This window comes from Mesorhizobium sp. M8A.F.Ca.ET.021.01.1.1, assembly GCF_003998025.1.
Lineage (GTDB): Bacteria > Pseudomonadota > Alphaproteobacteria > Rhizobiales > Rhizobiaceae > Mesorhizobium.
Map to the genome: position 1 here is coordinate 1 of NZ_RZSJ01000124.1, position 12444 is coordinate 12444.

General features: G+C 64.8%; 10 protein-coding genes. 8 read left to right on the forward strand and 2 right to left on the reverse strand.

All coding sequences use genetic code 11. The features are described from left to right. Together EOA36_RS12615 and EOA36_RS12620 are read right to left on the reverse strand one after the other, a co-directional pair. On the reverse strand, positions 1-790 hold a 790-nt coding region (locus tag EOA36_RS12615), incomplete at its 3' end, for a transketolase (protein ID WP_145969161.1). Positions 791-795: 5 nt separating this feature from the next. Continuing rightward, entirely contained in the window at positions 796-1590 is a 795-nt protein-coding gene (locus tag EOA36_RS12620) for an SDR family oxidoreductase (RefSeq protein ID WP_127277917.1), read from the reverse strand. A 117-nt stretch (positions 1591-1707) separates the two neighbouring features. Here EOA36_RS12620 and EOA36_RS12625 point away from each other — a divergent pair, with 117 nt between their 5' ends. From EOA36_RS12625 to EOA36_RS12660, 8 genes are all read left to right on the forward strand, one after another. Continuing rightward, positions 1708-2928: a mandelate racemase/muconate lactonizing enzyme family protein gene (locus EOA36_RS12625; RefSeq protein WP_127277918.1), complete on the forward strand. Its 1221-nt coding sequence runs from the start codon at positions 1708-1710 to the stop codon at positions 2926-2928. A gap of 137 nt (positions 2929-3065) precedes the next feature. After that, positions 3066-5459 (forward strand): thiamine pyrophosphate-dependent enzyme, encoded by a 2394-nt coding sequence (locus tag EOA36_RS12630; RefSeq protein ID WP_245464332.1) that lies wholly within the window; start codon positions 3066-3068, stop codon positions 5457-5459. A 33-nt stretch (positions 5460-5492) separates the two neighbouring features. Beyond that, entirely contained in the window at positions 5493-6500 is a 1008-nt protein-coding gene (locus EOA36_RS12635; protein ID WP_127277920.1) for a C-terminal binding protein, read from the forward strand. After that, positions 6497-7225: an E3 binding domain-containing protein gene (locus tag EOA36_RS12640; protein ID WP_127277921.1), complete on the forward strand. Its 729-nt coding sequence runs from the start codon at positions 6497-6499 to the stop codon at positions 7223-7225. The genes EOA36_RS12635 and EOA36_RS12640 overlap by 4 nt, the downstream gene beginning before the upstream one ends. Before the next feature lie 82 nt (positions 7226-7307). Further along, entirely contained in the window at positions 7308-8078 is a 771-nt protein-coding gene (locus tag EOA36_RS12645) for a GntR family transcriptional regulator (protein WP_127277922.1), read from the forward strand. Between the two features lie 292 nt (positions 8079-8370). Next, the gene (locus tag EOA36_RS12650; protein ID WP_127277923.1) at positions 8371-9435 is read left to right on the forward strand and encodes a sugar ABC transporter substrate-binding protein; all 1065 of its coding nucleotides are present in this window, start codon (positions 8371-8373) and stop codon (positions 9433-9435) included. 165 nt (positions 9436-9600) lie between these two features. After that, the gene (locus EOA36_RS12655) at positions 9601-10668 is read left to right on the forward strand and encodes a substrate-binding domain-containing protein (protein ID WP_127277924.1); all 1068 of its coding nucleotides are present in this window, start codon (positions 9601-9603) and stop codon (positions 10666-10668) included. 68 nt (positions 10669-10736) lie between these two features. Beyond that, positions 10737-12239 carry a sugar ABC transporter ATP-binding protein gene (locus EOA36_RS12660; protein WP_245464333.1) on the forward strand — a complete coding sequence of 501 codons (1503 nt, stop codon included), beginning with the start codon at positions 10737-10739 and terminating at the stop codon, positions 12237-12239. Positions 12240-12444 lie beyond the last annotated feature (205 nt).

Here is a 12444-nt window from a genome sequence, read left to right on the forward strand (position 1 = left end):
CGTCGATGCGGAAGAAGTGCGACTTCTCGGAGGTCTCGATGCGCGGCACGCCCTTGCCGGGCAGCGTGCGCAGCACGATCGCCTTCGGCTTGCCGTTGCGGTTACGCGCATCCGCCAGCGCGCCAACCACCGCGGTCATGTCATTGCCGTCGATCTCTGACGTCTGCCAGCCGAAGGCGCGCCATTTGTCGGCCACCGGCTCCATGTCGAGCACCACCGGCCCATCGGCCTGGATGCCGTTGCAGTCGATCAGCGCCACCAGCCCGTCGAGCTTGAAGTGGCTGGCCGACATGGCTGCTTCCCAGGTCGAGCCTTCCTGCATTTCGCCATCCGACAGTTCGACGAAGACGCGCGCATCGGAGCGATCGACACGCAGGCCCAGCGCCTGGCCGACGCCCTGTCCCAGACCATGACCGAGCGAGCCGCCGATCATCTCGACGCCGGGCGTGGTGTCGAGCGTTGACATCTCCAGCCGGCTGTTGTCGGCGCCATAGGTGGCGAGTTCCTCGACCGGAAAGATGCCGGCCTCGGCAAAAGCCGCCCACAGCGCGATGGAATAGTGCCCGGTCGACAGCAGGAAGCGGTCGCGGTCGGGCCAACCGAGATTGCCGGGATCGTAGCGCAGCTCGTGGAAATAGAGCGCCGCCAGCACATCGGCGATGCCGAGTCCCTGGCCGATATAGCCCTGGCCCTGGCCGCGCGCCATCGTCAGCATATGACGGCGCAGCAGCATCGCCTTGCGTTCGAGCGCGCCGATGTCGGCGTAGCCGGGAGGAGCGTTTCGCAGCATCTGGATCAGTCCTTGTCGAGCCCGCCCGACATGTTGAGCCGCTCGGCGGTCATGTAATCAGGCGCGTCGAGGCAGAGCCAGACGACGGCCTCGGCCACTTCCGCAATCTCGGCACGGCGGCCGAGCGGGATGCGGCGGGTGCGCTCGTCGAGAAAGGCCTGCAAATCGTCGCGGCCATTGGCACGGGCAAGGTCGATTTCGGTCGAGCGCTGCATTTCGGTGTCCATCATGCCCGGCGCCAGGCTGTTGACCAGCACGCCATAGGGCGCGAGCGCCACTGCCGCGGCGCGGGTGATGGAATCGACGCCGGCCTTGCTCGCCGTGTAGGCGGTGTAGTCGGGCAGCGCCATGCGCGAGCCCGGCGAGGTGATGTTGATGATGCGCCCGGAGCGCTGCTCACGCATCACCCGGCCCGCCGCCTTGCAGGCCATGGCGAGGGCTGTGACATTGAGCGCCAGCGTACGCGTCCAGGCCTTGAAGGTGGCGTCGAGGAAGGGCTCGATCACGCCATAGCCGGCATTGTTCACCAGGATGTCGATGCCGCCCCAGCGCGCGACGACTTTTTCGACGGCCGCTTCCGGCGCGCCTTCCCCGGCGAAATCGCTGACGATGCTTTCGGCTTCCGTGCCGGTTTCGCCGATCTGCCTGGCGGTCTCGGCAAGCCCATCGCCGTTGATATCGGTGACCGCGACGAAACAGCCGCGACGCGCCAGCTGAACCGCCACCTCGCGGCCGAGCCCGCCGGCGGCACCTGTGACCAGCGCCCTGAGCGGCATCTTGTTTCGATTTTCGGCAGGCAAGCGAGCACTCTCCCGGAGGCGATCTTGACGAAATTGATACCGGTACCATAAGTGGCTGTCAACGGCTATGTGCTATTGTCATTGGACTGTAGTATCGGCGGGAGTTGGGAGGAAAAGATGAGAGTCGTCGCGCTCGAAACGCTGCAGCTGGCCGAATTCCCGTTCCTGTTCTGGTTGCGCGTCCACACCGACGCCGGCCTTGTCGGAACCGGCGAGACCTTCTGGGCGCCGGGGCCGGTCGCCGCCTACATCCACGACAATGTCGCGTCCTATCTCTTGGGCAAGGACCCGCGCGACATCGAGTTGCACGACCGCACGCTGGGCAGCGTCTATGTCGGCGCGCGCGATTCCGGCGCCGAGGTGCGCGGCAATTCCGCCGTCAACATCGCGCTGTGGGATATTTATGGCCGGGCGCTCGGCGAGCCGGTCTGGCGGCTGCTTGGCGGGCGCACCCACAAGACCGTGCCGATCTACAACACTTGCGCCGGCTACAAGCATGTGCGCGCCACGAAGAAGAATGCCCTTTTCGAACGCGGCGAGGACTGGTCGCTCAAATCAGGCGATTCGAATGAAGGTCCGTATGAAGACCTGCTCGCCTGGCGCTACAATGCCGGCGATCTCGCTAAAAGCCTGAAGTCGGAAGGCATTGGCGCCATGAAAGTCTGGCCGTTCGACATCGCCGCCGAGGCCTCGAACGGCACCCGCATCTCGCTTGTCGATCTCGACAAGGCGCTGGAGCCCTTCCACAAGATCCGCGACGCCGTCGGCCGCGACATGGAGATCATGGTCGAACTGCATGGGCTTTGGACCTTGCCGCCGGTGCTGCGCATCGCCGAGGCGCTGAAACCCTATGACGTCGCCTGGCTGGAAGAGCCGATCCGCTACAACGAACTCGACGCCATGGCCGAGCTCGCCCGCCACACCTCCATCCCGATCGCCGCCAGCGAAAGGCTCGCCTCGCGGCAGATGTTCAAGCAGTTGATCGACAAGCGCGCGGCTAGCGTGATCATGATCGACCTCGCCTGGTGCGGCGGCCTCTCCGAAGCGCGCAAGATCGCCAACATGGCGGAAGCCAGCGAACTGCCTGTCACCTTGCACGACTGCACCGGACCGATCGTCTATGCGGCGAGCTGTGCCTTGTCGGCGACCTTGCCGAACGTCAACTACCAGGAAGCAGTACGCGCCTATTTCACCGGCTGGTACACCGAGATCGTCGCCGACATCCCGCCGGTCCAGGACGGTCATGTCGCGCCGCTCGAAGGGCCGGGCCTTGGCCTCAGCCTGCGGCCGGAGCTGTTCCAGCGGCCTGACGCAGCCGTGCGGATCACCAGACTCTAGCCTCTCGCACAGCTCGGTCAGAGCCAGTAGACATTATGCTATTATAATCTATGATGCGTCGAAGCGGGCGACCAACAAGCCCGCCGCCGGCGCTCTGCCGCCCGGCGCCAGACGCATTCAGGGAGGCTTTGGTGGCAATGTCTGCGGCGCGTGCACGCGAGGATTCCAGGAGTGCGTCAAATCTACCCGACCGGAAAATCCTGCTCGACCTGTTCGAACGCATGGTGCTGCTGCGCCGCTTCGAAAGCATCGCCCAGATCGCCTGCCGCAAGGGCGAAACGCCCGGTTTCCTGCACCTCTATATCGGCGAGGAGGCGACCGGCGTCGGTGTCTGCGCGCATCTCAGGCCCACCGACTGGGTGACCTCGACCCATCGCGGGCACGGCCATGCGCTGGCCAAGGGCGCCGATCCCGGCCGGGTGATGGCCGAGCTGTTCGGCAAGGCCGATGGTATCTGCGGCGGGCGCGGCGGCACCATGCATCTCTATGACCGCTCGGTCGGCCTGTTCGGCACCAATGGCATCGTCGCCGCCGGCATCGGCCATGCCGTCGGCATCGGCATGAGCGCGCGCCAGCAAGGCCGCGACGATATCGGCGTCGCCTTCTTCGGCGATGGCGCCGCCAATCATGGCGGCTTCCACGAGGCGCTCAACTTCGCCGCCGTGCAGCGGGCGCCCGCCGTCTTCATCTGCGAGAACAATCTCTACGCCACCGCCACGCCGCTCAAATCCGTCACGCTCAATCCCGAGATCGCCAGCAAGGCGGCGTCCTACGGCATGCCCGGCGTCGCCGTCGACGGCAACGACGTCTTCGCTGTCTGGCTGGCGATGAAGGAAGCCACCGAACGCGCCCGCGCCGGCAAGGGCCCGACGCTGATCGAGGCCAAGACCTATCGCACGGTCGGGCACCACGAAGGCGACCCGGTCATCGGCACCTACCGGACGCAGGAGGAACTCGACGCCTGGATCAAGCGCGATCCGATCGACATGTTCCGCAGGAAACTGATCGAGGACTACGGCATCGCCGACGCCGAGGCGCTTGCGGCAATCGAGGCGCGGATCGAGACCGTGGTCGAGCAGGCGCTGACCTTCGCCCGCAACTCGCCCGAGCCTGATCCGGCCACCGTGCGCCTGCATGTTTTCGCCGACCCGATCAATCCGCCCGCCGCCCTGCAGCCGCGCGCGGTCGGCGAGACGCGCATGCAAGGCTGGCTCGAAGCCGTTCGCGACGGCCTCGCCGAGGAGATGCGCGCCAATCCGGCGATCCTTTATTTCGGCGAGGGCACCGGCGAGCGCGGCGGCAGTTTCGCGCACACCAAGAACCTGTGGCAGGAGTTCGGCGCCGAGCGGATGGTCGATACGCCGATCTCCGAACAAGGCTTTACCGCCGCCGCCGTCGGCGCTTCGGCCACCGGCGCGCGCACCGTCTCGGACCTGATGTTCGCCGACTTCGCTTTCGAGACCGCAGGCCAGATCTTCCTGCAGGCCGCCAAGCTGCGCTACATGACCAGCGGCCTGATGAGCGCGCCGATGGTGGTGCGCGTCGGTGCCGGCGCGCTGCGCAGCTCCGGGCCGCATCACAGCGGCATCTACCATCCGATCTTCGCCCATATGCCCGGCCTCATCGTCTGCGTGCCTTCCACCCCGGCGGATGCCAAGGGGCTGATGAAGACGGCGCTGCGGGCCGGCGATCCCGTCATCATGCTGGAGCCCAAGGCGCTGTTTGCCTCGAAAGGCGAGGTGCCGGTCGGCGAGCATTTTGTGCCGTTCGGTGTGGCGCGCATCGCCCGGGCCGGCACCGATATCAGCATCGTCGCCGCCGGCCAGATGGTGCAGCGTGTGCTGGAGGCCGCGGACCTGTTGGCCGGCGAAGGCATCGAGGCGGAGGTGATCGACCCGCGCACCATCATGCCGCTCGACATCGATAGCATCGTCGCCAGCGTCGGCAAGACCCATCGCCTGCTCATCGTCGACGAGGCCTGGGCGATGTGCGGGCTGGGCGGCGAGATCGCACAGGCCATCAACGAACTCGCCTTCGACGAACTCGACGCGCCGCCGGGAAGGCTGCACACCGCGCCGACCTCGCACCCCTTCGCGCCGGTGCTGGAGCGCGCCATGCTGGTCGATACGGCCCGGATCGCGCAAGGCGTGCGCGACGTCATATCAGGCCGGCCGCCGGTGCCGGATCACTGGTACATGGTTGGCTTGAAGAGTGCTGTGCCGGCTAAGCCAGCACCTGCCCCGGCCAAGATGGTGCCACCCGCGCCATCGGCCCAGCCCCCGGTCGCCGCCAGCGACGACGAGCCGGTGACAATGCCGTTCGGCGACCTAACGGTGAGCGAAGGCACTGTCATCAAATGGCTGAAGGCGGTCGGTGATCCCGTCAAGGAGGGGGAGCTGATCGCAGAGATCGAGACCGACAAGGCCGTGGTCGAGATCGAGGCGCCGGTCAGCGGAACGCTTGCCGCCATCGATCAGCCGGTTGGCGCGGTGGTGCCGATGGGCGGCCGCATCGGCGGGATCAAGAGATAGACCACTTCCGTACATCAAATCCGAAGGACTGGCATGAAGATCCTGTGCGCCAACTGGCAAGCCGCCGACGAGGCCGAACTCGAGCGCGAGCATTATCCCGACATCGAGTTCATCCTCGCCCGCTCGACCAATGACAAGGCCGCCACGCTCGATCCGGCAGCCTGCGAGACGGCCGACGCCGTCATCAACTATTCGCCGACCCACAATGTCGCCGCCGCCCCGTCGGCCTTTCCCAAGGCACGCATCGCGGTGCGTTCCGGCGTCGGTTTCGACAACATCGACACGGCAGGCTGGGGCGCACGCAAGATCCCGGCCTGCAATGTGCCGGATTATGGCACGACCGAGGTCGCCGACCACGCTATCGGCCTGATGCTGGCGCTGACACGCGGCACCTCGGCCTATGGCGCTGAACTTCGCAATGGAGCCGAAGGCTGGCATTTTTCCAAGGCGCCGCTGGTGAGAAGGCACAAGGGCGCCACCTTCGGCATTGTCGGGCTCGGTCGTATCGGGCTCGCCACCGCGCGCCGTGCCGCCGCTTTCGACATGAAGGTGGTATTCTATGATCCGCACCTCCTGTCCGGCGTTGATCTCTCGACCGGCTACGAACGCGTCCATTCGCTGGCGGAGTTGATGGGGCGAGCCGATGTGGTGAGTGTCCACGCACCGCTCAGCGAAGAAACCCGCAAGCTGCTCGGCGCGGCGACCTTCGCCGCCGCCAGGCCAGGCCTCGTGCTGATCAACACCGCGCGCGGCCCGATCGTCGATCTCGACGCGCTGGAGACGGCGATGCGCAACGGCACGGTCAGCGGTGCCGGGCTGGACGTGCTGCCGAACGAACCGGGCGATCTCGACCATCCGCTGCTGGCGGCGTGGCGCAATCGCGAGCCGTGGATCGCCAATCGCCTGATCGTCACCCCGCATGCCGCCTTCTACAGCCCGGCATCGATGCGCGACCTCAGGCTGAAATCGATCGAAGTCGTGCACGCCTATCTTGCCGAGGGCCGGCTCACCAACTGCGTCAACTCCGAGTATCTGAAATGAACGCAGCGGCGGTGCAGGCGAGGCGTCTTGCGGTTTCCCCATACGCCCGCCGCCTGGCGCGCGAGTGTGCGCTGCCGCTCGAGACGCTTCGGGGCAGCGGTCCGGGTGGGCGCATCCTGGCCGCCGATGTGTTGAGCTTCGCCGCGCCCCCGCGGCCTGTCGGTCAGCCAGCTGTCGAGGCCGCTCCAGCCTCCCCTTCCGTCGCCGTATCCAGCATCGCCGCCTTTGCCACATCGATAGCACTGGGCGCTCTGAAAGACCTTCTGGCCGCGCTGGAAAGTACGGGGAGGATGTTCGACATCGACGATGTGCTCTTGCGTGCGGCAGGTCGAGCATTCGATGAATCCCCAGATATCGATTGGGGCGCCGATGCTTGCGTGGCATTGGAGCTGCCCGGCCGGCAAGCAGTGTTCGCGACAGTTCCGGAGATATCCCTGACATCGATGCGCGCAGCGCGGCTTGCATCCCTGCGTGGCGACCGTGACGACGCGGGAAAGTTCGCGGTTCTATCTCTGCGGCTTCTCCCCGCAAGCAGCATTCGGCCGATTATGATGCCACTTCTGCCCGACCGTGCCATGCGCCTGGCCGTTTCGCTCGACACGGCGGGCAATCAAGCCGAGTGCCTGCTGATAACGGATGCCTCGAGCGTCGATGAGTCAAACGCCGCCGCTTGGCTCGCTACCCTGAAATCGGCCATCGAACACCCGCTTCGGCTCTTCGTCTGAGAGGGTTGATCATTGCCGACGTTGCCTAGCCTCGGGCGAAGGAAGCTATTATAAAAGCTTCGACACAGGCGCGACGAGGCACATGGACCATTCCGTTCCCACCATCGAAAGTCTTCCCAAGCGCACGCTCGGCCGCGCCAATGGGCCGCTTTACCGGCAGCTCGCCGACATCCTGCGCGAGCCGATCGGCAACGGCACCTTCCCGGTCGGCGGCGAGCTGCCCAAGGAAGCGACCATCGCCGAGCATTTCGGCGTCAGCCTGATCACCGTGCGCCAGGCGCTGCGCGATCTCGAGGCCGACGGGCTGATCAGGAAGCGCTCGGCCAAGCCCGCTGTGGTCGCGGCGCGCAATCCGTCGGTAAACCTCAGCTGGAAATTCAAGAACTTCGCCGACATGGCGGCCTTCACAAAGGATGCCGAACTGACGGTCAAATCCTATCGCAAGGAGGTTTCCCCCGTGCTTCAGCGCCATTTCGGCATGGGCAAGGACGAGGCTGGCTACTGCTTGCGCGGCATCCTGTCGGTGGGTGAGCAGAAGAAGGCCCAGATCACGAGCTATTTCCCGCCTTCTGTCGGAGCGAAGCTGAAGCGGGACGATTTTTCCGACGTGCTGATCTTTCGTTCGGTGCAACGGCATCTCGGCCTGCGGCTGGACGTCGCGCATGTCACGGTCCGCGCCGAGATCGCCGACGAGGTCATCGCGGACGACCTCGGCATCGCGCTGGGCAGTGCAGTCCTGAGTGTGGAGATGCTCTACCAGTCGGCCGACCAGCAGAGCATCGAGTTTACCATCGCGCGGCATCCTGCCGATCTCTTCAGCATCAGCTACGACGCGCCGAACGACCTCGCCTGAACCCGATCGGCGGGATTTCACGCCGATTTCGTCGTCTCGGCCATGGACAGCTTTATAAAATTATAATAGCATCATAGCTAGGATGGAGGCTGCGTCGAGAACCACGATCGAACGTGGAAGCGCAGCCGCATCCGACGTCGAGCATTTGCCTGGTGCGTGTCGCCCAAGTGCACAGTGGTCCTGGGTAGCGGCATGCACAAAACAAAGTCTGTTCATAAGGGGGTGTGCGGCGAAGGCACTTGATAGGCAGCGGCGTTCGCGCGGCTGACACCAAACACGGGAGGAGGAAATCATGAAAGCAGGCGCATTCTTCGCCGGCCTTGCGGTGATCGCGACGACTTTGCTGTCGATTGATGCCGTGCCGGCCAACGCACAGGACAAGAAGCCCTACACCATTTATCTGTCCAACAATTTCGTCGGCAACGACTGGCGCCAGCAGATGCTGCGCAGCGCCGACATCGCGGTCAAGAAACCGCCGCTTGCCGGTCGCGTCGACCTCAAGGTCGAGGTGGTCGAGACCACGGTCCAGGCGCAGATCAATTCCCTCAACAACATCATTCGCAACAAGCCCGACGCCATCGTGATCGACGCGGGCTCCGGCGAAGCGCTCAACCCGACTATCGAGAAGGCCTGCAAGGCCGGCATCGTGGTCATCGCCTTCGACCAGATCGTTAGCGCGCCCTGCGCTTACACGATGGAGTCCGACTGGGGCCGGGCACCGCGCGTGGAGGCCGAATGGCTGGTCAAGAAACTCGGTGGCAAGGGCAAGGTCCTCGTTGACCGCGGACTTGCCGGTGCTCCGATCTCCGCCCAACTGCAGGGTGGTTTCGAGGAAGTCATCAAGAAATATCCCGGCATTGAAGTTGTCGGCTATTTCAACGGCGACTATGCACTGGGACCGGAACAGGCCGGCGTCGCCAGCCTGCTGGCGGCGCACCCGCAAGTCGACGCCATCTTCGTCCAGGGCTATGGCGCCGGAGCCATCAAGGCGCTGCAGGACGCCGGTCGTCCGATCGTTCCCATCACCGGCAGTCCGTTCAACCTGACGACGACGACCTGTGCGCAGACCCATGGCGCCCAGTGCATCCTTGCGCCCAACCCTGCCTATCTGTCGGCCGAGGCCTTGAAACTCGCGGTGGAGATACTGGACGGCAAGAAGCCGGCGGAGAAGAAGATCCTGCTGCGCAACGCCTTCCTTACCACCGATCCGGTCCCGTCGGAATTGTATCCCGACGCGACCATGCAGAAGATAGAGGTCGGCAAGAATGCCTTTCCGGACATGGCGCCGGGCCTGTTTCTTCCAGTCAGCCCGGACTGGGTTGAAATCACCCCGGCCGAGGCTGCCGGCTCGAAATGACGATGCCTGCCGATCGGTGACGAAATGATCGCCTCCAGGTCTCTCCAATGCGCCTTGGCTTAAATTGACAAGGCGCATTGGTACCGGTATCAATTTACACGCAGCACCCACCAAGATGGCGAAGTCCGTCACTGGCTGATGCAGGAAACGCAAGGAGGAGAGATCATGAAACTGAAGACAATTTGCGCCGGATTGGCAAGCCTTGCCGTGTCCGCGATCGCCATCGGCACGGCGCCTAGTCACGCCGAGGACAAGAAGCCCTACACCATCTATCTCTCGAACAATTTCGTCGGCAATGACTGGCGCCAGCAGATGGAACGCGTCGCCACGGTGTCGGTGAACAAGGGCCCGCTGAAAGGCCGCGTCGACCTCAAGATCGAGAATGTCGAGAACACCGTCCAGGCGCAGATCAATTCGCTGAACAACATCATCCGTCAGAAGCCGGACGCCATCCTCGTCGACGCCGGTTCGGATTCGGCGCTCAACCCGACCATCAAGAAGGCCTGCGACGCCGGCATCGTCGTCATCTCTTTCGACCAGGTGGTGACCGAACCCTGCGCCTTTGCCGTCGCTTCCGACTGGGATCGCATCCCCTCCGTGATGGCCGAGTGGATGGCCACCCAGCTTGGCGGCAAGGGCAACATCATCCTCGACCGCGGCCTGGCAGGCGCGCCGATCTCGGCCCAGTTGCAGCAAGGCTATGAGAAGGTGCTGGCCAAATATTCCGACATCAAGGTCGTCGGCTACTACAACGGCAACTACGCACTTGGGCCGGAACAATCCGGCGTGGCGGCGCTGCTTGCCGCCAATCCGAAGATCGACGGCATCATGACGCAAGGCTACGGCTCGGGCGCCATCCAGGCGCTGAAGGATGCCGGCCGGCCGATCGTCCCGGTCGTCGGCTTCTCCTACAATGTCGCCGCCGTCACCTGCGCGCAGACACAAGGGGCCAAGTGCATCCTTGGCTCCAATCCGGCCTACCTTTCGTCGGAAGCGATCAAGCTGGCGGTCGACATCCTCGACACCGGCAAGAAGCCGGCCGAGCGCTCCGTCTCGGTCAAGGGTGATTTCGTCACCACCGATCCCTTCGAGTCCAAGCTCTATCCGGGCACCAAGATGATCAAGATCGCGGTCGGCGAAAATGCCTTCCCCGACCAGGCGCCCGGCCTGACGCTGCCGATCACGCCCGACTGGGTCGAGATCACCGCTGCGGAAGCCGCCGGCTCGAAGTAACATCACGGGACCACGACCCTGTCTCCCGGCATCGCAAGATGTCGGGAGAGCTTTTCGAAGGCGCATCCATGGACCTCGTCACCGTCAAAGGCCTGTCCAAACGCTATGGCGGCATCGTTGCGCTGAGCGATGCGACATTCAGCGCCCGCGCCGGCGAGGTGCATGCGCTGCTCGGCGAGAATGGCGCCGGCAAGAGCACCTTCATCCAGATCCTGTCGGGCGCGGTGCGCCACGATGGCGGCTCGATCCTGGTCGACGGCCAGGACTATCGCCCCGCCAATCCGGACGTGGCCCAGGCGCGCGGCATTGCCGCCGTCTTTCAGGAACTGTCGCTGATCCCCGACCTCAGCGTGGAACAGAATATCTGGTTCCGCCACGAGCCAAGGACGTTGCTGCGCACCGTCAACCGCGCCGAGATGCGCCGCAGGACGCTTGCCTTGCTCGAAAGGTATGATTTTCCGGCGTTGCGTCCCGACCAGGAATTGCGGCGGCTGACGCTGGCCGAACGGCAGATCGTGGAGATCGCCAAGGGGTTGGCCAAGGACCCGCGCATCCTCATCCTCGACGAGGCGACCTCGGCTTTGCCCGCGCGTGAAGCCGAATGGCTGCTGAAGCTCACCCGGCAACTGGCGGCGGAAGGCAGGCTGGTCATCTTCATCTCGCACCGCATGGCCGAGGTGCGCGCCATCGCCGACCGGCTGACCATCTTCCGCAATGGCAGCACCGTCGCCGCGCACGAGGCCAACGCCGTGTCCGACAACGAGATCGTCACCCAGATGATCGGCCGGCATCTCGACCGGCTCTATCCCGAGCGGGTGGCCACGGCCACGGATCGCGTCGCGCTAAGGGTCGAAGGCCTGTCGAGCGGCAGCCGGCTCTCCGGTGTCGACTTTGCCTTGCGGGAGGGCGAGGTGCTCGGCGTCGGCGGCTTGCAGGGCCATGGCCAGCGCGAGCTGTTCCAGGCACTGTTCGGCGCCAGCAGGGCGAGCGGTGCCGTCGAGCTGTGGGGCAAGCCGGTCGCGATCAGCAATCCACGCCAGGCTTTGACCGGCAGGGATGGCATCGCCCTGGTGCCGGAGGACCGGCGCGGGCAAGGCCTGCTCCTTACCAAGAGCGTGCGCGAGAACCTGACGCTGTCGGTGATCAAGCGCTTCACCGAAAACGGCTTGCTCAGCCGGCAAAAGGAAGCGGCTCTGGTCAAGGAGATGGTCGATTTCCTGCGCATCAAGGCCGGCACGCCTGAGCAGCTCGCCGGTACCTTGTCGGGCGGCAACCAGCAAAAGGTGATCTTCGGCAAGATGCTGTTGACGCAAGCGCGCGTGCTCTTGCTCTACGACCCGACGCGGGGCGTCGATGTCGGCACCAAGGGCGAGATCTTCCAGCTGATGCGCGACCTCGCCGCCAAGGGTTACGCGATCCTGTTCCATTCCAGCGACATGCCGGAACTCGTCCATGTCGCCGACCGCGTGCTGGTCATGCGCGACGGCCGTATCGCCGCGACGCTGGAGGGCGATCGCATCTCCGAGGCCGGCATCTTGCGCGCCGCCATGCTTGAACGCGAGGCGGCTTGAGGCATGGTCATGGCGAGCGCGGAGCAGACTGGCGGGATGATGCAAAGTCGGCCGACATGAAATCAACCACGCCGGCCATCGATTGGCGCGGCCGCTTGCTCGACCGCGCGCCGTTCCTGGTCGCCTGCCTGATGCTGGCATTGATTGTCGGCATCTACGGCAGCCTGCAATCCGGCGTCTTCACGCTGGATGAACTCAATCTCGA